The organism is Antribacter gilvus, from assembly GCF_003946865.1.
Classification (GTDB): domain Bacteria; phylum Actinomycetota; class Actinomycetes; order Actinomycetales; family Cellulomonadaceae; genus Antribacter; species Antribacter gilvus.
Genome location: NZ_QXTH01000001.1, coordinates 615,408 through 640,467, shown reverse-complemented (window position 1 = coordinate 640,467; position 25,060 = coordinate 615,408). Strand labels below are relative to the sequence as shown.

At 72.0% G+C, this 25,060-nt stretch carries 25 protein-coding genes, 2 tRNA genes and 1 riboswitch; of the genes, 11 read left to right on the top strand and 16 right to left on the bottom strand.

From position 1 onward, the window contains the following. The first annotated feature begins 233 nt into the window (after nt 1-233). The gene (locus D1350_RS23540) at nt 234-872 is read left to right on the top strand and encodes a hypothetical protein (protein WP_164544997.1); all 639 of its coding nucleotides are present in this window, start codon (nt 234-236) and stop codon (nt 870-872) included. A gap of 141 nt (nt 873-1,013) precedes the next feature. On the opposite strand, the gene D1350_RS02725 is transcribed toward D1350_RS23540, so the two are convergent. From D1350_RS02725 to D1350_RS02715, 3 genes are all read right to left on the bottom strand, one after another. Then, nucleotides 1,014-2,522, bottom strand: coding sequence for a S8 family peptidase (locus D1350_RS02725; protein WP_125773553.1), 1,509 nt, complete (start codon nt 2,520-2,522; stop codon nt 1,014-1,016). A gap of 113 nt (nt 2,523-2,635) precedes the next feature. Further along, on the bottom strand, nt 2,636-3,199 hold the full coding sequence (locus tag D1350_RS02720; RefSeq protein ID WP_240643833.1) for a hypothetical protein: 564 nt from the start codon (nt 3,197-3,199) through the stop codon (nt 2,636-2,638). Continuing rightward, nucleotides 3,187-3,825, bottom strand: a complete 639-nt coding sequence (locus D1350_RS02715) for an RNA polymerase sigma factor (RefSeq protein WP_125773551.1) — start codon at nt 3,823-3,825, stop codon at nt 3,187-3,189. Before D1350_RS02715 ends, D1350_RS02720 begins: the two co-directional genes overlap by 13 nt. A gap of 281 nt (nt 3,826-4,106) precedes the next feature. Between D1350_RS02715 and D1350_RS02710 the strand changes: the two genes are divergently transcribed. Continuing rightward, the gene (locus D1350_RS02710; RefSeq protein ID WP_125773549.1) at nt 4,107-5,414 is read left to right on the top strand and encodes a glycosyl hydrolase family 18 protein; all 1,308 of its coding nucleotides are present in this window, start codon (nt 4,107-4,109) and stop codon (nt 5,412-5,414) included. Nucleotides 5,415-5,551: 137 nt separating this feature from the next. Here the strand turns inward: D1350_RS02710 and rplA are convergent, their stop codons facing one another. The 5 genes from rplA to D1350_RS02685 all read right to left on the bottom strand — a co-directional run bounded on the left by rplA (nt 5,552) and on the right by D1350_RS02685 (nt 8,337). Then, on the bottom strand, nt 5,552-6,262 hold the full coding sequence (gene rplA / locus D1350_RS02705; protein WP_125773547.1) for a 50S ribosomal protein L1: 711 nt from the start codon (nt 6,260-6,262) through the stop codon (nt 5,552-5,554). Between the two features lie 97 nt (nt 6,263-6,359). Beyond that, nucleotides 6,360-6,791, bottom strand: coding sequence for a 50S ribosomal protein L11 (gene rplK, locus D1350_RS02700; protein ID WP_125773545.1), 432 nt, complete (start codon nt 6,789-6,791; stop codon nt 6,360-6,362). Nucleotides 6,792-6,877: 86 nt separating this feature from the next. Next, nucleotides 6,878-7,717, bottom strand: coding sequence for a transcription termination/antitermination protein NusG (gene nusG, locus D1350_RS02695; RefSeq protein WP_125773543.1), 840 nt, complete (start codon nt 7,715-7,717; stop codon nt 6,878-6,880). A 166-nt stretch (nt 7,718-7,883) separates the two neighbouring features. After that, nucleotides 7,884-8,150 (bottom strand): preprotein translocase subunit SecE, encoded by a 267-nt coding sequence (secE, locus tag D1350_RS02690; RefSeq protein ID WP_125773541.1) that lies wholly within the window; start codon nt 8,148-8,150, stop codon nt 7,884-7,886. A 111-nt stretch (nt 8,151-8,261) separates the two neighbouring features. Continuing rightward, nucleotides 8,262-8,337: transfer RNA gene (locus D1350_RS02685), tRNA-Trp, on the bottom strand. A 205-nt stretch (nt 8,338-8,542) separates the two neighbouring features. Here D1350_RS02685 and D1350_RS02680 point away from each other — a divergent pair. The 4 genes from D1350_RS02680 to D1350_RS02665 are packed head-to-tail and all read left to right on the top strand — an operon-like array spanning nt 8,543 to nt 12,183. Beyond that, complete coding sequence (locus D1350_RS02680; protein WP_125773539.1) at nt 8,543-9,454, top strand: ABC transporter ATP-binding protein; 912 nt, start codon at nt 8,543-8,545, stop codon at nt 9,452-9,454. Continuing rightward, complete coding sequence (locus D1350_RS02675; protein ID WP_125773537.1) at nt 9,451-10,320, top strand: ABC transporter permease; 870 nt, start codon at nt 9,451-9,453, stop codon at nt 10,318-10,320. Before D1350_RS02680 ends, D1350_RS02675 begins: the two co-directional genes overlap by 4 nt. Continuing rightward, a complete protein-coding gene (locus tag D1350_RS02670; RefSeq protein ID WP_240643832.1) occupies nt 10,307-11,560 on the top strand; it encodes a sensor histidine kinase in 1,254 nt (417 codons plus the stop codon). The genes D1350_RS02675 and D1350_RS02670 overlap by 14 nt, the downstream gene beginning before the upstream one ends. Further along, a complete protein-coding gene (locus D1350_RS02665) occupies nt 11,557-12,183 on the top strand; it encodes a response regulator (RefSeq protein ID WP_125773535.1) in 627 nt (208 codons plus the stop codon). The genes D1350_RS02670 and D1350_RS02665 overlap by 4 nt, the downstream gene beginning before the upstream one ends. 9 nt (nt 12,184-12,192) lie before the next feature. Here D1350_RS02665 and D1350_RS02660 read toward each other — a convergent pair whose 3' ends face one another. Beyond that, entirely contained in the window at nt 12,193-12,867 is a 675-nt protein-coding gene (locus D1350_RS02660) for a lytic murein transglycosylase (protein WP_125773533.1), read from the bottom strand. A 144-nt stretch (nt 12,868-13,011) separates the two neighbouring features. Here D1350_RS02660 and D1350_RS02655 point away from each other — a divergent pair, with 144 nt between their 5' ends. Then, nucleotides 13,012-14,103: an adenosine deaminase gene (locus tag D1350_RS02655; protein WP_125773531.1), complete on the top strand. Its 1,092-nt coding sequence runs from the start codon at nt 13,012-13,014 to the stop codon at nt 14,101-14,103. 121 nt (nt 14,104-14,224) lie between these two features. Next, nucleotides 14,225-15,169 carry a L,D-transpeptidase family protein gene (locus tag D1350_RS02650; protein WP_125773529.1) on the top strand — a complete coding sequence of 315 codons (945 nt, stop codon included), beginning with the start codon at nt 14,225-14,227 and terminating at the stop codon, nt 15,167-15,169. A gap of 12 nt (nt 15,170-15,181) precedes the next feature. Here the strand turns inward: D1350_RS02650 and D1350_RS02645 are convergent, their stop codons facing one another. Beyond that, nucleotides 15,182-16,360, bottom strand: a complete 1,179-nt coding sequence (locus tag D1350_RS02645; protein ID WP_125773527.1) for a UDP-N-acetylmuramate dehydrogenase — start codon at nt 16,358-16,360, stop codon at nt 15,182-15,184. Between the two features lie 326 nt (nt 16,361-16,686). Here D1350_RS02645 and D1350_RS24700 point away from each other — a divergent pair, with 326 nt between their 5' ends. Then, nucleotides 16,687-17,739, top strand: a complete 1,053-nt coding sequence (locus D1350_RS24700) for a lytic polysaccharide monooxygenase (RefSeq protein ID WP_125773525.1) — start codon at nt 16,687-16,689, stop codon at nt 17,737-17,739. Nucleotides 17,740-17,855: 116 nt separating this feature from the next. Here D1350_RS24700 and D1350_RS02635 read toward each other — a convergent pair whose 3' ends face one another. After that, nucleotides 17,856-19,220 carry an MFS transporter gene (locus D1350_RS02635; RefSeq protein WP_240643831.1) on the bottom strand — a complete coding sequence of 455 codons (1,365 nt, stop codon included), beginning with the start codon at nt 19,218-19,220 and terminating at the stop codon, nt 17,856-17,858. Between the two features lie 165 nt (nt 19,221-19,385). On the opposite strand from D1350_RS02635, the gene D1350_RS02630 reads away from it, so the two are divergent. Beyond that, on the top strand, nt 19,386-20,501 hold the full coding sequence (locus D1350_RS02630) for a LacI family DNA-binding transcriptional regulator (protein ID WP_125773523.1): 1,116 nt from the start codon (nt 19,386-19,388) through the stop codon (nt 20,499-20,501). Between the two features lie 113 nt (nt 20,502-20,614). Here D1350_RS02630 and thiC read toward each other — a convergent pair whose 3' ends face one another. Then, nucleotides 20,615-22,342 (bottom strand): phosphomethylpyrimidine synthase ThiC, encoded by a 1,728-nt coding sequence (gene thiC / locus D1350_RS02625; RefSeq protein WP_125773521.1) that lies wholly within the window; start codon nt 22,340-22,342, stop codon nt 20,615-20,617. Further along, nucleotides 22,340-22,445, bottom strand: a riboswitch (TPP riboswitch). Its footprint overlaps the gene before it by 3 nt. Before the next feature lie 62 nt (nt 22,446-22,507). Here thiC and D1350_RS02620 point away from each other — a divergent pair. Then, nucleotides 22,508-23,698, top strand: a complete 1,191-nt coding sequence (locus tag D1350_RS02620) for a C39 family peptidase (protein WP_125773519.1) — start codon at nt 22,508-22,510, stop codon at nt 23,696-23,698. 16 nt (nt 23,699-23,714) lie between these two features. Here the strand turns inward: D1350_RS02620 and D1350_RS02615 are convergent, their stop codons facing one another. The 4 genes from D1350_RS02615 to D1350_RS02600 form a co-directional block, all read right to left on the bottom strand. After that, nucleotides 23,715-24,155: a MaoC family dehydratase gene (locus D1350_RS02615; RefSeq protein ID WP_125773517.1), complete on the bottom strand. Its 441-nt coding sequence runs from the start codon at nt 24,153-24,155 to the stop codon at nt 23,715-23,717. Further along, nucleotides 24,152-24,622, bottom strand: a complete 471-nt coding sequence (locus D1350_RS02610) for an FAS1-like dehydratase domain-containing protein (protein ID WP_420807791.1) — start codon at nt 24,620-24,622, stop codon at nt 24,152-24,154. The genes D1350_RS02615 and D1350_RS02610 overlap by 4 nt, the downstream gene beginning before the upstream one ends. Nucleotides 24,623-24,653: 31 nt before the next feature. Beyond that, the gene (gene rpmG / locus D1350_RS02605; RefSeq protein WP_125773515.1) at nt 24,654-24,824 is read right to left on the bottom strand and encodes a 50S ribosomal protein L33; all 171 of its coding nucleotides are present in this window, start codon (nt 24,822-24,824) and stop codon (nt 24,654-24,656) included. A gap of 106 nt (nt 24,825-24,930) precedes the next feature. Next, nucleotides 24,931-25,007, bottom strand: a tRNA-Met gene (locus tag D1350_RS02600). Between the last annotated feature and the right edge of the window lie 53 nt (nt 25,008-25,060).

Genomic DNA, 25,060 nt, shown 5'->3' with positions numbered 1-25,060 from the left:
TCGAGCGCGGCATGTGCTCGGCGCAGCGCGGTTGCCCGGTTCGCGGATCCCTCAAGCCGAGTGGGCGTCAGCGCAACTTCAAGTTCCAGCACGCGGGCGAGGACGGCACGCGGCGCGTAACCCACCCGGGTGAAGTGACGCCTGGACCGCCTGGCCAACGACCGGGCCTCCTCGTAGCGACGTAGCGCCAGCAAACTGCGGGCGCGGTAGTACTCAGCCTCTGCCAGGTCGAGATGGAGACCCGCGGCAGTGAGTTGCGGAACCGCCCTACTGAGGAGCGCTTCGGCGTCCGCTACAAGACCGGCCTCAAAGAGCGCTTGCGCACGGCCAAGAAGTGGTATTCCGTCCCGTTGATCAGGGGCGGTTCGCGCTGCGTCTGCCATGTCCGTGAGTGCGACTGGCAGGTCTCCGAGCAGGTACCTCGCATAACCCATGTTGTGGCGGGCAAAGGCTACAAAGAACGGATGATTGAGGGCGGCGGCGTGCTTATACGCAGATTCATAATCGGCGAGAGCTGCCTCAAAATCGCCAAGTTCCACGTAGGCACTTCCGCGATTCAACAAGAACGTCGCGAGATCCCTTGGCTCCCCCGCACTGTGGAGGTCAATTGCTGTCGAGAGCGCCTTGAGGGCTTCACGCGGATGGCCAGTGCGGATGAAGACCAGACCTCGCTGTCCAGCCACCAGACCGGCGAGAGAAGCCGAGGACGCCGCTTTGGCGACCTCCTCGGCTTGGCGGAGCATCTCGAATACCTTCGGAATACCGTCCGGCTCCCGGAGAACGCAGGTACTCTGCCCGAGATACGTGCGAACGAGAAGGTGCGCCCAGCGCTCGAGGTCCGGATCATCGGGCGCCGGACGCACCACGGCTAGGTCGCTCGCGAGTCGCTCGTAGAGCAGCGACGCCATACCCGCCTCAGCACGAAGGCTGTACTCTCGTGCTTCCTGAAGACGGGCCACGTACCGTTCCCAGGCCTCGCCTGCCATCAGACGCCCGCACCCCCTCGGCTGCTGTCACACGGTGGGCGCCTCGTACAGCCCTTCCACTGAGTACACAGCATCCCACGCGGTGCTGACACGGGCGTAGCGATCGCGGCGGTCGATCTCCGGACCGCCAGCACGCCCCTGCAGCAGGGCGGCCGCAAGCTCCCCCGCCAGCACGGGCGCCGCGAACGACGTGCCGCTCCACAGAGCAAAGCCACCCGTGAAGTCGTCTGCGTCAAGCGCCTCCTGCTCCCCGTCTGCGCGTCGGGTCTGGGGGACCGCAGGGCCGTCATAACTGACCGGCATCGTGCTGAGCACCTCAACCCCAGGACGTGCTGTCGTGACCCACGGTCCGTCGTTGCTGAAGTCTGCGAGCGTTCCGTTGGGATTGCCAGCCCCGACTACGAGCAGCGGTGGATACTCATCCGTGAGATCGTCCGGGTTCGCAGGGCGCACCCGGTCACCCACAACCTCAACGACGGGCGCCCAGGCGGCAGGGAACACGGGCGCCCGCGTTCCGTCATTGCCTGCTGAAACGACAACCAGAACTCCCTCGCGGCGCAGGTCGCGCAGCACACCCCGGAGCACGCCCTCGTAGTCGTCGTCCGCGAGATCCTCGGGGAGGAATCCGCATGCCAGGATGACAACGTCAACGCCTGAACGATCCTCGGCCCCGCGAACTCCGCTTACGTGATACTCCAGAAGTCGCTCCAGGGTCCGGGCGAGGTCCCACTCCGAGACGAGACCGTCGGTGCCGAGCACCCTGACGGGCAGCAGCACGGCGTCCGGGCAAACCTGATGCACGATGCCAGCGATAAACGTGCCGTGGCCGGCGTGGCTGGGAATCACCTCACCTTCCTCGGAACGCTGAGGCAGCGCGTCACCATCCGGCTCTTCCGCTGGGTAGGTACCGATCGGCCCGTCAGAGAGTGTGACACCGCGGAGCACAGCGTCGCTGTCGTCGAACCAGGGGTGGCGACCGATCCCGGTGTCGACGATCGCGACAACCGGGCGGCGCACTCCGTCAGCCGTTATCTCTGGATTCGAGCCAACCTCGTGGGTGCGCCGGGGGGGCGGGCCAGGCCGGTGACCAGGCTTGGGCCCACCGGGCCTGCCCAAGCCCACAGTGTTCTTGTGCCCCACCAGCACATGGTCCAGCCCCGCCCGCACCCGCTCCTCGTCGCCCAGCTCAGCGACCGCCTCGTCGAGCAGGTCCCAGGCGTCGGCGTCGTCGCCCTCGACCACGAGCGACACGGCGGTGCGCCGCACCTCGCCGCGCGAGGCAGCGACCGGCGCTTCCTGCAGGGTGTAGGCAAGCCCACGCCGCTGGGCGGCGGCGATGGCAGCGGCGATGACGGCGTCGTCGTCGGCGCCCGGGATGCCACGGATGATCAGCCGGTCCGCCACGTACCGGGTCGGCGCGATGCGGCCGCCGCGGCGGCGCTGCGCGCTGGCCGGGTCGAGCTCGCGGACGGGGCGCCAGCCACCGCCCGCGTGATCACGAACGCGCAGGACAGGCTCAGGCATGGGCTCGCTCACTGAAGTACCTCTCGATCGTCGGGTGTCTCACGAGTCCGGCAGTACCCCCGTGCAGCCGGTGGTGGCGGTTATGAGCCGCCTGGTGGCGCTCGGCCCTTGTCAGGGCGAAGCGATCACAGCTCGATGACGGGCGTACTCACGGCGCCGGCGCCTTCTGCCTCGGACCGCCGCACCACGAGGCTTGCCGGCCCCCGGTCGACGGACTCGAAGGCGAACCGCCCGTCCTCGTCGGACTCCACTGACAGCGCCTCGGCGCCTGGGCGGAGCAGCTCGACGGTCAGGGCGCCCGACGGGGCGGCCCAGCCGTCCACGCGCACGCGCCCGCCGTCTGCACCCGAGAGGGAGATCATCACGGTCAGCGTGTCGTGCGTGAACGTGATGGTCCGGGCCTCGACGGGGGCAGCATCACCTGCCATCCCGCTCAGCGAGTCGCTGCCCCGCACCCCGGTGAGGGGCGCCTCGATGTACGAGAGCTCCATGAGTTCGCACTCGAGGCTGGCGAGCGTGGCCGCGAACTGCGCCCGCTCCACGAGCCCCGCCGGCACCGGGTCGACCAGGTTGGCGATCCGCGCGACGGCGGCCAGCACCGCAACGTCCACGTCGTCGGGAGCCTCGTCGGGGTCGTAGCCGAGGCCGTCGGGGCCCAGCTCGTCCGGGCCCAAGGTCAGGTCGTCCACGAGAAGTCCCCCTGCTCGTCAAGGATGGTGCGCAGCTTGGCAAGGCAGCGTCCGCGCGTCGATCCGATGCTGCCCATCGGCATGCCGATCGCCGACGAGATCGCCCGGTAGTCCGGGCGGTCGGCGAGGGACACGAGCCGTAGCAGCTCCTGGCAACGTTCCGGCAGCTGCCGGAACGAGTTCCACAACATCTGGTCCCGCTCTTCCTGGAGCACCTGGGTGTCCGGGAGCGGGTCGGACGACGGGAGCGACGCGGGGTGGTCGGGGCTGTCGTCAGGCAGCTCCGCCCTGCGCTTCGCATCGTCCCGCGTCTTGCGGACGGCCTCCCAGGCCGCCCGGCGCGCGGTCACGAGCAGCCACTTGAGCACGGCGTGCGGCTCCGTGATGGTGTGGGCGTGCTTCACCAGCGCCGCCCACGTGTGCTGCACCACGTCATCCGCTTCCTGGTGGGCGACCCCCTGAGCGCGGACCGTGTGCCACAGCAGCGGCGACGCCTCGCGGATCAGGTCGCCCAGTGCTTGCTGCCGCCCCTCCCGGAACTCGAGGAGCGCGAAGGCCGCGCGGTCACCGAGGCTTGCCCCGGTCTGGTCGTTGACGCCCGTAGGGGAATCGGTGGGTCGTGTCATCGCATCGCCGAGGGGGTGCACGGCGCCCGCCGTGACGGGACGCACAGGGTTTGGACCTACCGAGTCTAGGGCGGTCCTGCTTGTTCCCAGGCGACGAAAGATGCTGCCCATGCGGGTTTCACCCCTCTCCCGGCTCGACGCGATGAACCTTGCTCACCAGGGAAAGAGGGGTAGCACCCGGTCTTGATACGTGCAACGAGGTGATGTACGGGACTTCCCTCATCCACAGAAAGACTCCTAACGAATACCGTGGACGAGCCATGCCCCTCAAGGAGGAAACCATGCCCCTTTCACGACCTCGCGTCCCTCGCGTGCTGGTAGCGCTCGTCGCCGCCGGCCTCACCGCCACTCTTACCGGCGCCGTCGTCGCCTCGGCCGCGCCGGCTGTCACGGCGGCCCCCGCCCCGGCCGCCGTCGCCCCCGCGGCCACCGGCGCACAGTGGCTCACCGGCTACTGGCACAACTTCAACAACGGCTCGACGACCCTGCGGCTGTCCCAGATCCCGGCCGCCTACAACCTGGTCGCGGTCGCGTTCGCCGACGCCTCGACGTCGTCCCCGGGCGGCATCACCTTCACCGTCGCGTCGTCCGAGCTGGGCGGCTACACCGACGCGCAGTTCAAGACCGACCTCGCGGCGATCAAGGCACAGGGCCGCAAGGTCGTGCTGTCGGTGGGCGGCGAGAAGGGCAACGTCAGCGTCACCAACGCGACCCAGGCCGCCAACTTCGCCAGCTCCGCGTGGTCTCTCATGCAGCAGTACGGGTTCGACGGGGTCGACATCGACCTCGAGCACGGCATCAACGCCACCTACATGGAGCAGGCCCTCCGCCAGCTCCGGTCGCTCGCCGGCCCGAGCCTGATCATTGCGATGGCCCCGCAGACCATCGACTACCAGGCAACGACGATGCCCTACTACCAGCTCACGCTGAAGATCAAGGACATCCTCACGATCGTCAACACCCAGTACTACAACTCGGGCACCATGATGGGCTGCGACCAGAAGGTCTACGCGCAGGGCACGGTCGACTTCCTCACGGCCCTGACCTGCATCCAGCTCCAGATGGGGCTGCGCCCCGACCAGGTCGGCATCGGCGTGCCCGCCGTCCGGTCGGCGGCAGGCGGCGGCTACCAGCCGATCGCCAACGTCGTCGCCGCGGTGGACTGCCTGGAGAAGGGCACGAGCTGCGGCTCCTTCCGGCCCGCCACGCCGTACGGCAAGATCGGCGGCGTCATGACGTGGTCGATCAACTGGGACGCCACCAACGGCTACCAGGTCGCGAACGTCGTGGGCCAGCGCCTCGGCTCAGGCACCGGCACCCCGCCGCCCGGTCCCACGCCCAGCCCGACCCCGACCCCCACGGCCAGCCCCACGCCGAAGCCGACGCCCACGCCCACCCCGACCCCCACCCCGACGCCGCCCCCGGCGTCGTGCGGCGCCGTGTCGGCCTGGTCGTCCACCACCGTCTACACAGGCGGCAACCGCGTCTCCTACTCCGGCCGCCTCTACGAGGCCAAGTGGTGGACGCTCGGCGAGATCCCGAGCCAGAGCGGCCAGTGGGGCGTCTGGCGCGACCTCGGCGCCTGCTGATCCCCCGGCCCTGAACGCACCCGGAGCGCAAGCCCCGGGCACGACGACGGCGGCCGGTCACCTTCCGTACGGAAGGTGGCCGGCCGCCGTCGTGCAGCTGTGCTCTACCGAGGCTCAGCCTCGGTCAGCGAGGAGGCTCAGCCGTCCTCGAGGAGCCGCGTGATGCGGGTCTGGTCCAGCGGGATGCCCGGGCCCATCGTCGTCGCCATCGTGGCCTTGGTGATGTACCGGCCCTTCGAGGCGGACGGCTTGAGACGGAGCACCTCGTCCAGCGCCGCGGCGTAGTTCTCCACCAGCTTGGTCTCGTCGAACGAGACCTTGCCGATGATGAAGTGCAGGTTCGAGTGCTTGTCCACGCGGAACTCGATCTTGCCGCCCTTGATCTCGGTGACAGCCTTCGTCACGTCCATCGTCACGGTGCCGGTCTTCGGGTTCGGCATGAGACCACGCGGGCCCAGGACCTTGCCCAGGCGGCCGACCTTGCCCATGAGGTCCGGCGTCGCCACGGCGGAGTCGAAGTCGGTGAAGCCGGCGGCGACCCGGTCGATGAGCTCGTCGCCGCCCACGATGTCGGCGCCCGCGGCACGGGCCTCGTCCGCCTTGGCGCCGTTCGCGAAGACCAGCACGCGGGCGGTCTTGCCGGTGCCGTGGGGCAGGTTCACGGTGCCACGGACCATCTGGTCCGCCTTGCGGGGGTCCACGCCGAGACGGAACGCGACCTCGACGGTGGCGTCGTACTTGATGGTCGACGTCTCCTTGGCGAGACGGACCGCCTCGAGCGGCGTGTAGAGGTTGTCGCGGTCGATCTTCTCCGCGGCGGCCCGGTAGGCCTTGCTGTGCTGTGCCATGTTTCTTTCTCCTTGTGGTCGTGTCGGGCCTGACGGCCCTCCCACTCGTGCAGTCCGGCGCCGAGGCGCCAGCGGGGCTGGATCAGCCCTGGACGAATCAGCCCTGGACGGTGATACCCATGGAACGGGCCGTGCCCGCGATGATCTTCGACGCGGCGTCGAGGTCGTTCGCGTTCAGGTCCGCGAGCTTCTGGGTGGCGATCTCGCGCACCTGGTCCGCGGTCAGCGAGGCGACCTTGGTGGTGTGCGGGGTCGGCGAGCCCTTGGCCACGCCTGCGGCCTTCTTGATGAGCTCAGCGGCCGGCGGGGTCTTCGTGATGAAGGTGAAGGAACGGTCCTCGTAGACCGTGATCTCCACCGGGATCACGTTGCCGCGCTGCGACTCGGTGGCCGCGTTGTAGGCCTTGCAGAACTCCATGATGTTCACGCCGTGCTGACCGAGCGCGGGGCCGATCGGCGGCGCGGGGGTCGCAGCACCAGCGTTGATCTGGAGCTTGATGAGGCCAGAGACCTTCTTCTTGGGAGGCATTTCTCATTCTTTCTGGTGTTGTGGGCCGACGCCCTGGGCGATGACCCGGTTGCAGTGCTGCCGCGGCCGGGAGACCCGGCCGGCAATCAGATCTTGGCGACCTGGTTGAACGACAGCTCGACCGGGGTCTCCCGGCCGAAGATGGAGACGAGGACCTTGAGCTTCTGCGCCTCGACGTTGATCTCGGAGATCGTGGCAGGCAGCGTGTCGAACGGGCCGTCCGTGACGGTGACCGACTCGCCGACCTCGAAGTCGACCTCGATCGTGGCCTTGGCGGACGCGCCGCCGGCACCCTTCTTGCCGCCGTCCGGCCGCGGGGCCAGCGTCGGGGCCAGCATCGAGAAGACCTCGTCGAGGGTCAGCGGCACCGGCTGGTGCGTGTGGCCGACGAACCCGGTGACGCCCGGCGTGTGGCGCACGGCACCCCACGACTCGTCCGTCAGGTCCATGCGCACGAGGACGTAGCCGGGGATACGCACCCGGCGCACGATCTTCTTCTGCGCGTTCTTGATCTCGGCCACCTCTTCCATGGGGACCTCGATCTGGAAGATGTAGTCCTCCATGTTCAGGCTCTGGATGCGGTTCTCCAGGTTGGCCTTCACACGGTTCTCGTAGCCCGCGTAGGAGTGGATGACGTACCAGTCACCGGCCTGAGCGCGCAGCGTCCGCTTGAACTCCGCGATCTCGTCCTCGACGACGTCGCCGTCCTCGTCGGACGGCCGCTCCTCGTCGCCCTCGGCCGCGTCGTCGCCCTCGGGCTCCGTCACGTCCTCCGGCTCCGTCGCGTCATCGTCCTGCGCCGAGTCCGTCGCGTCCGCCGCGTCGGCAGGCTCGGCGTCCGCGGGCACGTCGACCGTCGCCTCGTCGCCGATGGCGTCGGGCGTGACGTCGATGTTCTCCGTCTGGTCCAGCGAATCCTGGGACACGAACGAACCTGCTTTCTTCTCCCGTGCCAGGGCTGCGCCCCGGCACCTGTGTGCGTTTACGACGAGAATTGTCTCGCGACGCCGCCGGACGGCGCTCGTCGTGCACGCCCACTGGCCTGGCCGTCAGGGCCGGGCGTCGCCCACGAGGGGCGACCGGTGTCCGGCGTCAGCCGCCGAAGACCCAGAAGACGAGCTTGGAGATGCCGAAGTCCAGCACCGTCACGAAGAGCATCACCACGAGCAGGAACACCAGCACCACGGAGGTGTAGGTCATCAGCTCCGAACGAGTGGGTGCGACGACCTTCTTCAGCTCCGCCACAACCTGGCGGACGAAGATGACGATCCGGGAAAACACGTTGGGACGCCCGTTGGACGGGCGCTCCGCGGCGCGTTCGGCCGGTGCTCCCACGGCCTCAGCCGGCGACTCGCTCACTGGTGTACCCCACTCCGTGACACGGTGTGCACCGCCTGGCGGCGGCGCGGACTGGCGTTGCCGAAGCCACGTGCGTGGCCCCGCTGCGCGCGGCCCCGCTGGGGATCACGCTGGCAGGGTAGACAGGACTCGAACCTGCAACCTGCGGTTTTGGAGACCGCTGCGCTACCAATTGCGCCACTACCCTTCGCTGCTTGACATCTTTCCGCCGAACGACTCAGGTCTCCCTGGGCGCGCTCCAGCATCGCGGACGTCAATCACCGAGGCACAACTGTACGGCACCCGGGCCCCTGGGTCGAACCAGCCTCGTCGCGCCCGTCCACCGACCGGTTGACGGGCGTTCCACCAGGCGAGGGTCCCGCCGCAGCCCATCCTCGGACCATCGTGGAGGCATGGACACAACGGGCACCATCTCGTCGGGCAGGGCCGTGCGGGTGCGCGGTCTGCGCAAGCGGTACGGCACTCCACGCGCCGGCTTCAAGCACGCCGTCGCCGGCCTGGACCTGGACATCGACCGCGGCGAGATCGTCGCGGTGCTCGGCCCCAACGGCGCCGGGAAGACCACCACCGTGGAGATCCTCGAGGGCTTCCGCGAGCGGGACGCGGGGGAGGTCGCCGTCCTGGGCCAGGACCCCGCCCACGCGGGGCGGGACTGGCGCGCACGCCTCGGCGTGGTGACCCAGGAGTCCCGCGACCTGGGCGAGCTCACCGTCGCGGAGACGATCCGCGCCACCGCCCGCTACTACCCCGCCCCGCGGGACCCCGACGACGTGATCGCCGCCGTGGGCCTCGGCGAGAAGGCGCGCACCCGCGTGCGCAGCCTCTCCGGGGGCCAGCGCCGGCGCCTCGACGTCGCGCTCGGCATCGTGGGCGGCCCGGAGCTGCTCTTCCTGGACGAGCCGACCACCGGCTTCGACCCGCAGGCCCGCCGGTCCTTCTGGGACCTCGTGGAGTCCCTGCGCGACGGCGGCACCACGATCCTCCTCACCACCCACTACCTGGACGAGGCGGCACAGCTCGCGGACCGGGTGCTGGTGGTGCACGACGGCGCCCTGGTGGCCGAGGGGCCGCCCGGCACCCTGGGCGGCGCCGAGGCCCGTACCCCGGTCGTGCGGTGGACCCAGGACGGTGAGCCGCGGTCCGAGCGCACCGAGCGCCCGACCGAGCTCGTCGCCCGCCTCGCCCGCGAGACGGCCGGGCCGGACGGCGAGGTCCCCGGCCTGCAGGTGACCCGGCCGAGCCTCGAGGACGTGTACCTCGACCTGATCGGCGCAGCCCCCGAGACCACGAAGGTGGCGTCATGACCGCATCGCCCGAGACCAGAACCGTCATTCCCGCCGCGCCGCAGCCCGGCCCGGCCCGGCTCCCCGGCATCGGCACGCTCGCGCTCGTCCGCGCGGGAGTGGAGCTGCGCTCGTTCGTCCGCGAGCGCGACGCCGTGATCTTCCTCTTCCTGTACCCGCTCGTGATGCTGGCGCTGTTCGCCACGGTGTTCGGCAAGGAGGCCGAGGGGATCGGGGACGTCACCGTCAACTTCGCGCAGTACTTCCTGCCCGGCATGATCGCCACGGGCGTCATGCTCACGAGCTTCCAGTCGATGGCGATCTCGATCGCCGTGGAGCGCGACGACGGCACGCTCAAGCGGCTGCGCGCCACCCCGCTGCCGGCGTCGGCCTACTTCCTCGGCAAGGTGGCGCAGGTCCTCGTGACGTCCGCCCTCCAGACGGCGCTCCTGCTCGCGCTCGCCGCGCTCGTGTTCGACGTGGCGCTCCCCACCGACGTCGGCCGCTGGTTCACCTTCGCCTGGGTCTACGTTCTCGGGACCGCGGCGGGGACGGTGCTGGGCGTGGCGTTCTCGTCGGTCCCCCGGTCCGGCCGGTCAGCGACGGCGGTGGTGACGCCGGTGGTCCTCGTCCTCCAGTTCATCTCGGGCGTGTTCTTCCCCTTCTACACGCTGCCGAGCTGGCTCCAGACGATCGCGTCCGTCTTCCCGCTGCGCTGGCTGGCCCAGGGCATGCGGTCCGTCTTCCTGCCCGAGGACCTCGCCACGCTCGAGCAGACCGGGACCTGGCAGCACGGCCTCACGGCTGCTGTACTGGCCGCATGGCTCCTGGTCGGACTCGTCGTGGGCACGCGCACCTTCCGGTGGCGGCGCCGTGACGACGGCTGAGCGCGCCGGCTCGTCGTCGCGCACCTGGTGGTCGCACCCGGGGCCCGACGACGAGCCGGCCCCGGGCGGCCCCTACGACAACTGGGGCCGCCAGGTGGTCTGGTGGGACGTCGCCTTCGCGGGGATCATGCTGCTCACCGCGGCCTCGCTCTGGTTCCAGGGTCTCCGCGGCGAGCGCCTCGCCCTGGTCTACGGCGCCCTCGGGGCGATCGTCGCCGCGTATGTCGTGTGGGGTGGGCCTGCTGCCCGGTCCCGTGACCAGCGGCACGCGACCGCCTACGTCGCCGTCCTGATCGTCGGCACGGCCGTGGCCGTGACGCAGAGCGGCGCGGCGCAGTTCCTGCTGTTCATCGCCTTCACCCACATCTGGATGCTGCTGGAGCCGTTCCGGCGCTCGGTGATCGGGTGCGTGATCTTCACGGTGGCCATCGCGGTGGGTCTCGCGGCCGAGGACGGCTTCGACCTGCCCACCCTGGTCCACGTCGCGCCGCAGCTGCTGGTGGCGCTGGTGTTCGCCGTCGGCCTCGGCCTGTGGACGTCGGTGACCATGCGGCGGGCCGACGAGCACGCGCGCCTCTGGGGCGAGCTGCGCGCGGCCCAGGCCGAGCTCGCGCGGTCGAACCACGAGGCGGGCGCGCTCGCCGAGCGCGAGCGCCTCGCCCGCGAGATCCACGACACCCTCGCCCAGGGCTTCACCAGCGTGGTCATGCAGGCACAGGCGGCCGCTGCGGCCCTGGACCGCGGCGACGACGGCGCCGCGCGCGAGCGGCTCCGGATCGTCGAGGAGACGGGCCGGGACAACCTCGCGGAGGCCCGCGCCCTGGTCGCGGCGTTCGCTCCCGTTCCGCTCCAGGACGCGTCGCTGCCCCAGGCGCTCGCCCGTCTGGGCTCGCGCTTCGGCGCCGAGACGGGCGTCCGCGTCGACGTCCACGCCGACGGCGTCCCGCCCCTCTCCGCGCCCACCGAGGTGGTGCTCCTTCGCGCGGCCCAGGAGGCGCTCGCCAACGTGCGGCGCCACGCCGGGGCGAGCTCCGTCGTCGTGCGGCTGGCGCAGGAGGGTGACCGCACCGTCCTCACCGTGTCCGACGACGGCCGCGGCCTCCCCGAGGACGCGACCGACGGCTTCGGGCTCGCCGGCATGCGGACGAGAGTGACGGAGGCGGGCGGGACGCTCGACGTCGGCCCCGGTACCCCCGGAGGGACGACCCTCCGCGCGGCGCTGCCGGGAGGCGCCGCATGATCCGCGTGCTGGTGGTCGACGACCACCCTGTGGTGCGGTCGGGTCTGGTGGGGATGCTGTCGGTGGAGCCGGACCTGGACGTCGTCGGCGAGGCGGCGAACGGCGCCGAGGCCGTGACGCTGGCCGCCGAGCTGGCGCCCGACGTCGTGCTCATGGACCTCCGCATGCCGGTGCTGGACGGCGTGGCCGCGACGGCGGCGATCCTGGCGGGCGACCGGACACGCGGGGTGCGCCCCCGGGTCGTGGTCCTCACCACCTACGACACGGACGGCGACATCCTCCGGGCAGTCGAGGCGGGCGCCACGGGGTACCTGCTGAAGGACACGCCCCGGGCCGACCTGGTCGCGGGCGTCCAGGCGGCGGCGCGTGGCGAGACCGTGCTCGCCCCGAGCGTCGCGACCCGGCTCGTGTCGACGGTCCGCACCGTCGCCGAGCGGCCTACGGCGCGCGAGACCCAGGTGCTGACGCTCGTGGCGCGGGGGCTGTCGAACGTGGAGGTGGGGCGCGAGCTGTACATCGCCGAGGCCACCGTCAAGACGCACCTCATCCGGGCGTTCGCCAAGCTGGGCGTCACGGACCGGACGGCCGCTGTGACGGTCGCCCGCGAGCGCGGCTGGATCTGAGGCGCCGCGTCAGTCCGCGGCCTTCGCCGCCGCGGAGGCCCTCGCCCGGACGAGCTCGCCGTACTCGACGGACCGGTTGTACGCGAGGAGCGCGCGCCGGAGCCCGTCGTCGGTGGTGAGGTCTCCGCCGGACGCGCAGAGGTAGCGGCCGGCTGCGAGCGCCGCGTCGTCGAGGTCGTGCGGGTCGCGGTCGCCGTCCCCGTCGCCGTCGGAGCCCCAGCGGTCCCAGGTGGACGGCAGGAACTGGAGCGGGCCGACGGCGTGGTCCCACACGGGGTCGCCGTGCATCGCGGTGGAGGCGGGCGAGGCGGGGATCGAGGCGAAGCCGGGCCTGCCGTCGAGCGCGGGCCCCAGGATGGGCGGGTGGGCGAGTCCGTCGTCGTGCACCGCGGAGCCGCCGTAGGTGCCGTGGCCGGACTCGACGGAGCCCACACCGACGAGGAGGGCCCACCGGAGCCCGCAGCCCGGCTCCGCCGCGGCGAGGGTGAGATCGGCTCGGGCGTACGCCTCCAGGGCGCGGGCGGGGACGTCGGTGGCGCGGGCTGTGTCGGCGACCCAGCCGGCGTCGGGCCTGCCGTCGGAGGCCGCGGCGGGCAGGGCGCCGGGCGCCCCGGGTTCGGTCGGCCCGCCCTCTGCTGCCCGGGCGAAGCCGCTCAGCGCGGCGCAGCCGATCACGGCGAGCACCACCCATCCGACAGGGCCACCGGCCCTCCCCGCCTGCGCCATGCTCCCCCGCCCGTAGCAACGATGCGACGAATGGTACAAGCGGGGACGATGCAGATCACACCTGCAGGTGCCGGGGCGACGCCCGTTCGCCATACTTCACGGATGCGGGATCTGGCCGCCTTGCCGAAGGCTCACCTCCACCTCCACTTCACGGGCTCGATGCGGGTCGCGACCCTCGTCGACCTCGCCGCGCAGCACGGCGTGCGCCTGCCGGAGGCGCTCGTCGACGACGACCCGCTCCGCGTGCCCGCGACCGAGCGCGGCTGGTTCCGGTTCCAGCGCCTGTACGACGCCGCGCGGTCGTGCGTGCGCTCCGAGGCGGACATGCGCCGGCTGGTCGACGAGGCCGCGGCGGACGACGCGGCGGAGGGCTCCGGCAGGCTGGAGCTCCAGGTCGACCCGACGTCGTACGCGCCCTTCGTCGGCGGCATCACGCCGGCCGTGGAGATCGTCCTCGACGCCGCACGCGAGGCGAGCCGCGCTCACGGGTCCGAGGTCGCGGTGATCGTGGCAGCCTCCCGGATGCGGCACCCGCTGGACGCGCGCACCCTGGCCCGGCTGGCAGCGCGGTACGCGGGCGAAGGCTCCGGAGAGGTCGTGGGCTTCGGTCTGTCGAACGACGAGCGCCGCGGTCATACCGCCGAGTTCGGGCCGGCGTTCGACATCGCCCGGCGGGCCGGGCTGGCCGCCGTACCCCACGGCGGCGAGCTGCTCGGGCCGGACCACGTCCGGGAGGTGCTCCACGAGCTGGTCCCGGACCGCCTCGGGCACGGTGTCCGGGCGGTGGAGGATCCGCGGGTCCTGGCCGAGATCGTCGAGCAGGGCGTGAGCCTCGAGGTGAACCCGGCGTCGAACGTCGGCCTGGGCGTGTATCACGACGCGGGCGAGGTCCCGCTGCGGACGCTCGTGGAGGCAGGGGCGCAGGTGGCGCTCGGCGCGGACGACCCGCTGCTCTTCGGCTCGCGTCTCGTGGCCCAGTACGAGACGGCCCGGAACGTGCACGGCTTCTCGGACGGGGAGCTCGCCGCCCTGGCGAGGTCGTCGATCAGGGCGAGCCGGGCGTCGTCGTCCACCAAGGCGCGGCTGCTCGCCGGCGTCGAGGGCTGGCTCGCGCAGCCCGCCCCGGACGACGCCGGGCCTGCGGACCCTGACCGAGTCCGATCTGAAATGGACAATCCCGTCACGATTTGGTGACGAACGCCACGCCGCGAGGGGACAACGTCTTCGGCGCGCCGCGCGTCTGTTAGACACAGGGAAGCAGGGACGCGCCGGCAGGCGCGTCCTTCGCGTCGACGACTCTGTGAGGGGAACGGACATGAGGGACGCACGACGAGCCGCGGGCACGCTGCGCGCGATCGGCGCGGTGAGCGCCGCCGCGCTCGGGGCCGGGCTTCTCGCGGCCTGCGGCACCGGGGTATCCGAGGCGGGCGGGCAGAGCCCGACCGCCACCACCTCCCCGTCGGCCAGCCCTTCCGCGGAGCCCAGCAGGAGCCCGTCGCCCGAGCCGTCTCCCACGGAGACCACCACGGAGCCGACGCCGGAGCCCAGCCCGACGCCGTCGGACACCCCCACGCCCGAGGCGACGCCCGCCCCGAGCCCTACCGCCTCGACGCCGCCGCCCGGGGCGGCACCGCCGCCCCCGCCCGCCCCCGAGCCGCCGGCCGATCTCGCGTCCGGCGCGCAGGGCGAGCGCGTCGCCGCCCTGCAGCAGCGGCTGGCCGACCTCGGGTACTTCATCACCGACGTGGACGGCGACTTCGGGCACAACACGCAGCAGGCGGTCTGGGCGCTCCAGAAGTCCGCGGGCCTCTACCGCGACGGCATCGTCGGACCGCAGACCCAGGCGGCGCTCGACCAGGGCGTCCGCCCGCAGGCCCGGTCGTCCCAGGGCAAGGTGATCGAGATCGATCTCGACCGCCAGCTCCTGCTCGCCGTCGAGAACGGCCAGGTGGTGCGCGTCATCAACGCGTCGTCGGGCAACGGCGAGAGGTTCGAGGCACAGGGCCGGAGCTACCGGGCCTCCACCCCGCGCGGGAGCTTCGCGGTGGGCCGGCAGGTCGACGGGATGCACTCGTCGACCCTGGAGCTGGGCGACATGTGGCGGCCCAAGTTCTTCTCGGGCGGCATCGCCGTGCACGGGTCCGGATCCATCCCGCCCCACCCCGCGTCGCACGGGTGCGTGCGCGTGTCGAACTCCGCGATGAACTGGATCTGGGACTCGTGGGGTGCCCCCCAGGGCACCGCCGTCATCGTCTACTGAGGGTCGCCCCCGTCAGAGGGTGACGCCCACCAGGACCGTCTCGGGGACCAGCGTCACGCCGAAGCGGTCGCGCACGCCGTCGCGGACGGCACGGGCGAGCGCCACGACGTCGTCGGCCCGCGCCCCGCCGCGGTTCGTCATGGCGAGCGTGTGCTTGGTCGACAGGCGCGCGGGGCTGCGCTCGCCCGCGAGGCCGAAGCCCTTGCCGAAGCCGGCGTGCTCGATGAGCCAGGCGGCGCTCGTCTTGACCACGCCGGAGTCCACGGCGCCGAGGGCCGGGCCGGTCGACGTGGTCGGTAGAGCGTTGCGCACCGGGTACCGCGGGGCGTCCGCCGGCAGCCGGTCCATGTGCTCGACGGGCACGACCGGGTTGGTGAAGAAGGACCCCGAGTTCCAGCGGTCATGGTCCGGGTCGCCGCCGGGGGCCGGGGTGTCGAGCAGCATGCCCTTGCCGGCGCGCAGCGCGAGCACCGCCTCCCGCACGTCCGACGACGGCGCCTTCTGTCCCACCTCCACGCCGAGACGGCGCGCCAGCTCGAAGTACCCCACCGGCGCCGACATCGAGCCGAGGCGGAACTGGAACTGGACCTCGAGGACCACGTAGCGCGGCGACGGGTACCAGGGTGCCTGCGGGTCGACCGGACGTGACGAGACGTGCATCGAGCGCTTGAGCAGCGAGGTGCGGTAGCCGAAGTCGAGCTCGCCGACCGCGAAGGTGCGCTTGCGCCGCTCCGCCCGGTCCCAGGTGCGCACCGCGGCGATCACGCCCGCCACCTCCTGGCCGTACGCCCCGACGTTCTGGACCGGCACGGCACCCACGGTGCCGGGGATGCCCGACAGCGACTCGACACCCACCCAGCCCTCCTCGACGGCGCGCTGCGCGAGCTCGTCCCAGGACTGGCCGGCCGGGGCGGACACCACGGCGCCGCCGCACGAGTCGGCGGACTCGACCCGGATGCCCGAGCGCGCGTCACGCACCACGACCCCGTCGAAGCCCTCGTCGGCCACGAGCAGGTTGGACCCGCCGCCCACCACCAACAGGGGCACACCCTCGTCGTCAGCCTCCTGAACTGCGGCGACGAGGTCTTCTTCGTGGACCGCCTCGACATAGGAAGCGGCCGGCCCGCCGACCCGGAGGGTGGTCAGGTCGGCAAGACTGGGGACGACGGTCTGCGACGGGTAAAGCCTCACCCTGCAAGCCTATCTACCGAGTGCCGAGACCTTGTGCACATTCTCGACATAGAGGGGGTGAGGTCTGCCGATGTTCTGCACATGACCGGCGTGGCGTGCTGACCCGCTCGTCCGGGCGCCCGCCGCACGGCACGCACGCTTCGGCAGTTTCACCCAGGACGCCCTGGGGGCCCCGGGCCGAGGTTAAACGGTTCACAGGCTGGTCCTGTCCGAATTGCGTCCCCAAGGTGGGGCTCGACACGCCGAGGGACTGCCGAAGACGCCGTCGTCCCTCTGCGTGGCACACCGGCCGTCCGCGGCCCGAGCCCCAACCCTGGAGGAATGTGATGTCCATCCGCACGCGACTACGCAATTTCGCCGCCATCCTGACGGTGGCGGTACTGGCCCCGATGGTGGCCGCGACCGTCGTGGCTCCCACGGCCGCCGCCCACGGGTCGGTCACCGATCCGCCCACCCGCAACTACGGCTGCTGGGAGCGCTGGGGCGCCGACCACATGAACCCCACGATGCAGCAGACGGACCCGATGTGCTGGCAGGCCTGGCAGGCCAACCCCAACACCATGTGGAACTGGAACGGCCTCTTCCGCGAGGGCGTGGGCGGCCGGCACGAGCAGGTCATCCCGAACGGCCAACTCTGCTCGGGCGGCCGCACCCAGGGCGGCCTCTACGCCTCCCTCGACAACCCGGGCGCGTGGATCGCCAAGGGCGTGCCGCAGCAGTTCAGGATGACCCTCACCGACGGGGCCAACCACGGCGCCGACTACCTGCGCATCTACGTCTCCAAGGCGGGCTTCGACCCGACCCGCGAGGCGCTCGGGTGGGACGACCTCGACCTGGTGAAGCAGACCGGCCGCTACCCGACGACGTCGCCGTACGTCACCGACGTGAACCTCACGGGCCGCAGCGGCCGCGCGGTGCTCTTCACGGTCTGGCAGGCCAGCCACCTCGACCAGCCGTACTACCTGTGCTCGGACATCAACATCGGCGGCGGCAACACGACCCCCACGCCGAACCCGACGCCGACGCCCACCCCGACCCCCACCCCGACCCCCACGACGCCCACCCCCACGCCCACGCCCACCCCCACGCCCACGCCGGGTGCCGGGCAGTGCACGGCCGCTGTGGTCGTCACCAACTCGTGGAGCGGCGGCTACCAGGGTGAGGTCCGCGTCACCGCGGGCGCCGGCGCGATCAACGGGTGGCGGGTCACCGTCGCCGGCACCACCATCACGCAGGCCTGGAACGGGACGCTCTCGGGCGGCAACACCATCGCCAACGCCCAGTGGAACGGCAGCCTCGCGGCCGGCGGCACCGCCTCGGCAGGCTTCCTCGCGAACGGGAGCTCCTCGGGGCTGACTGCGACCTGCTCGGCGCTGTAGCCGGGTAGCACGACAGATCGCCGAGGTAGTGCGTTCGTGCGGGGTGACAGCAAGGAATGCCGGCTGTCACCCCGCACGAACCCACTACCTCGGCGGTCCTGCTCCTGCCGGACGGCTCAGCGCGCCGAGCCCGCTGCCGTCGGCAGAGGCCGCACGGCTCCCGCGACCACGAGGCCGAGCGCCACGGGGAGCGCGAGCACGAGCACGGCGAGCCGGTACCCGGTGACGTCGGCGAGGAAGCCGATCAGCGGCGGGCCGACGAAGAACGCCGAGTACCCGATCGTCGACGCCACGGCGACGCGCATCGCCGCCCGCGCCGGGTCGTCCGACGCCGCGCTCATGCCCACGGGGAACCCGAGGGCCGCACCCGCACCCCAGAGACCGACACCCACCAGCGCCACCCAGAGCGACGGCACCAGAGCGAAGATGCCCACACCCACGATCGCGAGCACCGCGGAGACCCGCAGGGTCACCACCCGCCCGAACCTGTCGATGGCCCGCGTGCCGAGCAGCCTCGCCGTCGTCATCGCGGTGAGGAACACGGCCAGGCCGAGCGCCCCCACGGAGTCCGGAACGTGGAAGCCGTCCACGATGGCCAGGCCCACCCAGTCGTTCGCCACGCCCTCGGTCAGGGCAGCGCCGAGCACCACGAGACCCACGGCCAGGGTGCGTGGCTCCCGCCAGGCCGTGAGCAGGCCGCGAGTGCCCTTCGGCCCGCCCTCGCCGCCCGACGCCGGTCGCTCGCCCGGGGCGGCAGGGTCCGCCGGGGCGGTGATCAGGGCGGTGGCGGCCGGGTCCGCCTGCATGTCGGCCGTCGAGCCCGGGTGCGCCGCCGTGCCGGCGACGGGGTGCGCCTGGGGCGCGCGAACGGCGTCGGGCACCTGCTCGGGGAGGAAGTACCGGACGGACACGACGACCGTGAGAAGGGCCACGACCCCCGCTGCCGGGACGTGCCACTCGACGGGCAGGGCGAAGCGGGCCGCGAGCGCCCCCACGCCCGCGCCGAGCACGGTGCCGAACGAGAACCCGGCGTGGAAGACCGGCATGACGGCCCGGCCGAGCCGCTGCTCCACGGCCGCGCCCTCCAGGTTCATGCCGGCGTCCCAGACGCCGGCGCCCACGCCGGACACCACGAGGCCCGCCCGGACCGCGAGGTGGTCTCCGTTGTGCACGCCGAACGCGGCGATCGCCACGCCGACGGTGAAGGTGAGGGCGAAGACGACCACGGTGCGGGAGGTGCCCAGCCGCTCGACCACGAGGCCGGACAGCGGGATGGCGACCACCGAGCCGATGGCTCCGGTGAGGAGCAGGAGGCCCATCTCCCCCTCGCCGAACGTCAGGCCGTCGCGTACGGCGGGGAGCCGGGACGCCCAGCTCGCGAAGCCGAAGCCGCTCGCGGCGAAGACCGCGAACACGGCACGGGCGGCCGCGGCTGCGGACGGGGAGGCGGCGCTGCGGGCAGCACCGGGGGTGATAGGCACAAAACTCCTCGTGGTTCAGGGCGAGCGGCCCGACGTGCGGGTACGCTGGCGGGCGCGCCGTCGCCGACGAGGCGCGCAACGATTCGACAACCAGCACACACGACAACCAGCGTGCGGTCCAGCGGATTCCGGCGGCCGCGCAGACGACGCCACCGAGGAGCCTCGATGAGCCGAGAACGCGGGAGCCGCCCGACCCTGGCCAAGGTAGCCGAGCTGGCAGGCGTGTCCGTCTCCACGGCGTCGCTCGCCTTCTCGGGTGCCGGGCCCATCACCGCCGAGACGCGCGAGCGGGTGCTGCAGGCCGCGCGCGACCTCGAGTACTCGGGTCCCAATCCCCTGGGTCGTCAGCTGCGGTCGGGCCGCTCCGGGATCGTCGGCGTCCTCATCGGGGACCAGCTGGGCCGGTCGTTCCGCGACCCCGTGTCGATCCAGGTGCTGCACGGTCTGGTGTCCACGATCGGCGAGCAGGGGCTCGGCGTGCTGCTGGTCCCCGGCACGCCGCAGGGGTCGCTGCAGCTGGCGGGGCTCGAGACCGTCGGCCTGCCGCCGGCCGTCGACCCGCTGGTCGAGGCCGCCGCGATGGACGTGGCCGTGCTGGTGTGGGGCGCCCTCACCGACGACCCGAACGTGGCTGCCCTGCAACGCCGGGGTGTGCCCGTCGTGATCGGCGAGGGCCGTGCCGTCCCTGGTGCACCCCTGGTCACGATCGACGACCGTCGTGGCACGGCCGAGGCGGTGCGGCACCTCGTGGAGCTCGGCCACACGCGCATCGCCGAGATCGCGCTGCCCTTCGGCCGGGACGAGCGGTCCGGGCCGGTGTCGCCCGAGCGCCTCGAACAGGCCGACCGCACGCCCACCCGCAACCGCCTCGGCGGCGTGCGCGACGTCATCCAGCCGGTGCTGTCCTGGGAGACGCCCGCCTCGCTGGTGGAGCACGGGCGCGACGCCGCCATGGAGATCCTCGGCGCGTGGGTGCCCACCTCCGAGCGGCCGACGGCGATCTTCGCGCACTCCGACCTCCTCGCCGCCGGTGCCGTCATCGCCGCCCGCGAGCTGGGGCTGCGCATCCCGGAGGACGTCTCGATCGCGGGCTTCGACGGCCTCGACCTGCCGTGGCTCTCGCCCGACGTGCTGACGAGCGTGCACCAGCCGCTGGCCGAGAAGGGCAAGGCCCTGGGCCGGGCCGTCATCGCGCTCCTCGCGGGGGACGACCCGGAGACCATCACCCTGGAGGTGGGCCTGGTGCAGGGCACGACGACGGGCCCGGTGCCGGAGCTCTAGCCGCCGCCAGGCGAGAGCGCCGAGGTAGTGCGTTCGTCCGGCAGGGCCACGGTCAACCCGTGGCCCTGCCGGACGAACGCACTACCTCGGCGCTTTCCCTCGGCGTGTCCGGGTCAGGAGCGGACGCGGGGCTCCGGGAGGTAGACGCTCGAGCCCGCCTCGCGGAAGGCCTCGGAGCGCTCCGCCATGCCGGCGATCTGCTCCTGCTCCGACATCCCGCCGAACTCGCTGCGGATGTCCTGCGAGATGCGCATCGAGCAGAACTTGGGCCCGCACATCGAGCAGAAGTGCGCGGTCTTCGCGGCCTCCGCCGGCAGCGTCTCGTCGTGGTACTCCTGGGCCCGTTCCGGGTCCAGCGAGAGCGCGAACTGGTCCCGCCAGCGGAACTCGAAGCGCGCCTTCGACAGCGCGTCGTCCCGGTCGCGCGCGCCCGGGTGACCCTTGGCGATGTCGGCCGCGTGGGCGGCGATCTTGTACGTCACGACGCCGGTCCGGACGTCCTCCCGGTCCGGCAGCCCGAGGTGCTCCTTGGGCGTGACGTAGCAGAGCATCGCGGTGCCGTACCGGGCGATCTCCGTGGCCCCGATGGCGGAGGTGATGTGGTCGTAGCCGGGGGCGATGTCCGTGACGAGCGGGCCGAGCGTGTAGAACGGCGCGCCGTCGCACAGCTCCTGCTGCCGCTCGACGTTCTCCCGCACCAGGTGGAATGGGACGTGACCGGGGCCCTCGACCATGACCTGGACGTCGTAGGCCCAGGCCCGCTTCGTCAGCTCGGCGAGCGTGTCGAGCTCCGCGAACTGCGCTTCGTCGTTCGCGTCGGCGAGAGAGCCGGGTCGCAGGCCGTCGCCGAGGGAGAAGGCGACGTCGTACCGGGCGAAGATCTCGCACAGCTCGTCGAAGTGCGTGTACGTGAAGTTCTCCTGGTGGTGCGCCAGGCACCAGCCCGCCATGATCGAGCCGCCGCGGGAGACGATGCCCGTCACGCGGTCCGCGGTGAGCGGCACGTAGCGCAGCAGCACGCCCGCGTGCACGGTCATGTAGTCGACGCCCTGCTCGCACTGCTCGATCACCGTGTCCCGGTAGATCTCCCAGGTCAGCGCGCTGGCGTCGCCGTTCACCTTCTCGAGGGCCTGGTAGATCGGCACCGTGCCGATCGGCACGGGCGAGTTCCGCAGGATCCACTCGCGGGTGGTGTGGATGTCATCACCGGTGGACAGGTCCATGACCGTGTCGGCACCCCAGCGGGTGGCCCACTCGAGCTTCTCGACCTCCTCGGCGATGGAGCTGTGCACCGCCGAGTTGCCGATGTTCGCGTTGATCTTCACCAGGAACGCCTTGCCGATGATCATCGGCTCGGACTCGGGGTGGTTCACGTTGTTCGGGATGATCGCCCGGCCCGCAGCGACCTCGCTGCGCACGAGCTCGACGTCGCAGCTCTCCCGCAGCGCGACGAACCGCATCTCCGGCGTGATCTCGCCCCGGCGGGCGTAGTGCATCTGCGTGATGGTCCGGCCCTCGGCGGCACGGCGGGGCCGACGACGGACACCCTGCCACTCCTCCGACGCCGCACCGCGACGTAGGGCACCCCGTCCGTCGTCGGCGAGGTCCCGCCGTCGTCCGTCGTACTCCTCCGTGTCGCCCCGGGCCACCACCCAGGGCTCCCGGAGCCCGGGGAGCCCGCGCACGGGATCGGCCCCCGGCCCCTCGGTGCGGTACACCCGCACCGGCTGGTTCGGCGTGCCGTCCGGCGACGACGCCAAGGCGATCTCGGTCACCGGCACCCGCAGGCCGGCCTCGGTGTCGTGCTCGTACGCGAGCGTGCGGGACTGTGCTGTCTCCATGAGAGAACTCCTGCTTCCTACGCCGGTGCTAACCGGTCAGGTTCGACGGTCCCGGGCCGTAACAGCCCGATCTCAGCCCTTGCGAGGGCACCCGTGGGATCGGTGCCGACCTTAGCACCGCGCGCCTTCCGGGTGGATCGTCCGTTCTCTGGCAGGTTTCCCGCCATGATCACGCTGAGCACCTGGGCCGGCACGGAGGGCCTCGCGGGCGGGACCACCGAGCACCTGCTGCCTGACGCGGCCGGGGTCGTCCTCGGGCCGGACGGGTCCCCCGCGCAGTACGCGGACCCGTTCGGCGACGGCACGCCCGTGGCGTACGAGACGGGGACCTGGACGTCCCCGGCGCTCGAGGCGGGCTACCCCGTCCACGAGACCGTGGTGTCGTGGAACGCGGTGACGCCCACCGGGACGTGGGTGGAGGTGCAGCTGCAGGGACGCCTCGCCGACGGTCGCTGGACCAGATGGTTCGTCCTGGGGCGCTGGGCGTCCGGCGCGGACCACGCCGCGGGCGACGTCCACCGCGCCTCGGTGACCGGCCAGGACGACGAGGACGCCGCGGTCTCGACCGACACCTACGTGGCCCGCGCGGGGCGCGAGCCCGTGGCCTTCCGGACACGGGTCGTCCTGCACCGGCCCGCGGGCTCGGTCGCGGGGCCGGGCCTGCGCCAGGTGGCCGTCCTGACCACCGGGCCGTCGTCCGGCCCCGCCGCCGCGACGAGCGCGTTCACGCTCGGGCGGCACGTCGAGCTCGACGTGCCGGCGTTCTCCCAGCTGGTCCACTCCGGCGAGTACCCCGAGTTCGGCGGGGGCGGGACGGTGTGGTGCTCACCCACCTCGGTCACGATGGTGCAGTACTTCTACGGGCACGCCCATGCGGTGCCCGCCGAGGATCTCACCGGCATCGACGCACCGGCGGACCCCCAGATCGCCCACGCCGCTCTGGGCACGTGGGACCACGCGTACGGCGGCGCGGGGAACTGGGCGTTCAGCACCGCCTACGCGCACCGCTTCGGGCTCGTGGGGTTCGTGACCCGGCTACGGTCCCTCGCGGAGGCGGAGAGGTTCGTCGAGGCCGGGATCCCGCTCGTGCTCTCCGGGTCGTGGGCCGCGGAGGACCTGCCCGAGGCCGGCTACAGCACCGAGGGGCACCTGTTCGTGCTGGTGGGCTTCACGGCCGACGGCGACGCGATCGTCAACGACCCGAACCGGACCTCGGACGACCTGGTCCGGGGCGTGTACCCGCGGGCGAACCTCGAACGGGTCTGGCAGAGGTCGACCCGGGGCCTGACCTACGTGGTGCGGCCGGTAGACCTGCCGTTGCCCCAGAACGTGCCGGGGCTGACGCCGAACTGGTGAGGGGACCGTCCGCCGGTCAGGCCAGGCGGACGAGCACCTGGGCGCGGCCCAGGACCGCCTGCCCGTCCGACGTGACGGTCAGGTCCACGCGGACCCTGCCCGCCTCGGCGTCGACGGCGGCCACCGTGCCGGTGACCTCGACCAGCGCGGTGCCCGGGTTGGGGACCGGGACGGTCCGGGTGAAGCGCGTCCGGTACTCGACGACGGCGCCGGGATCGCCCGCCCAGTCCTCGACCAGACCCACGGCCGATCCCATGGTGAGCATGCCGTGCGCGATGACGCCGGGCAGGCCCACGCCCTCGGCGAAGGAGTCGTTCCAGTGGATGGGGTTGAAGTCACCGCTCGCACCGGCGTAGCGGACCAGCCGGGAGCGGTCCAGCTCGACGGTCCTGGTGCCGATCACGTCACCGACGGCCACGTCGGCGAGCCGCGGCGCGGCGGTCTCCTGCGCGCTCATGCGTCCTCACCCCGGACCGCGAGCGTGGAGGTGACCGTGGAGACGGGCTCGCGCGTACCGTCGGCCGACTCGGCGAAGATCTCGCAGCGGGTGGTGACCAGCGAGAGCACTCCGCGTGTCGCGACGGAGTCGACGTGCAGCACCGTCACCAGCTCGTCGCCGGCGACGATGGGACGGTGGTGCGTGAACCGCTCGTCCGCGTGGACCACACGGGAGAAGTCGATCCCGGCCGCCGGGTCCTGGACGTACTGCGCCTCGGCGCGCTGCGCCACGACCACCGCGAAGGTGGCGGGGGCCACCAGGTCCGGATAGCCGAGACCCCGCGCTGCCACGGAGTCGTGGTGCGCGGGGTGGGCCGCACCGACGGCTGAGGCGAACTCGCGAATCTTCTCGCGGCCCACGGAGTACGGGCTCGTCGCCGGGTACTCGCGCCCGGCGAAGCCGGGGTCGGGCACAGTGTTCGCCACGTCGGTGTGAAGAGTCGCTACCGCAGCGAGATCAGCGAGTCTCGCGGTGCGCGGTGTGCTTGCCGCAGCGCGGGCAGAACTTCGCCAGCTCGAGACGGTCGGGGTCGTTGCGGCGGTTCTTCTTCGTGATGTAGTTCCGCTCCTTGCAGTCCACGCACGCCATCGTGATCTTCGGGCGGACGTCGGCGCTCTTGCTTGCCATGGTTCTCACCTCTCGCGCCTCACGGAGAGGCGCATGTGTGTATCGGGCCGTACGACTCCGGCCGCCGTACGGTGATCCAGGCAGGCTGGACCGTGAAGGATGTGCTTGGTAGCGAGGGCGGGGCTCGAACCCGCGACCTCACGATTATGAGTCGTGCGCTCTGACCAGCTGAGCTACCCCGCCGCACGTGATGAACGCGAGGCCGCCCCGCCGATATTCCGGGGGGCGGCCCCGCG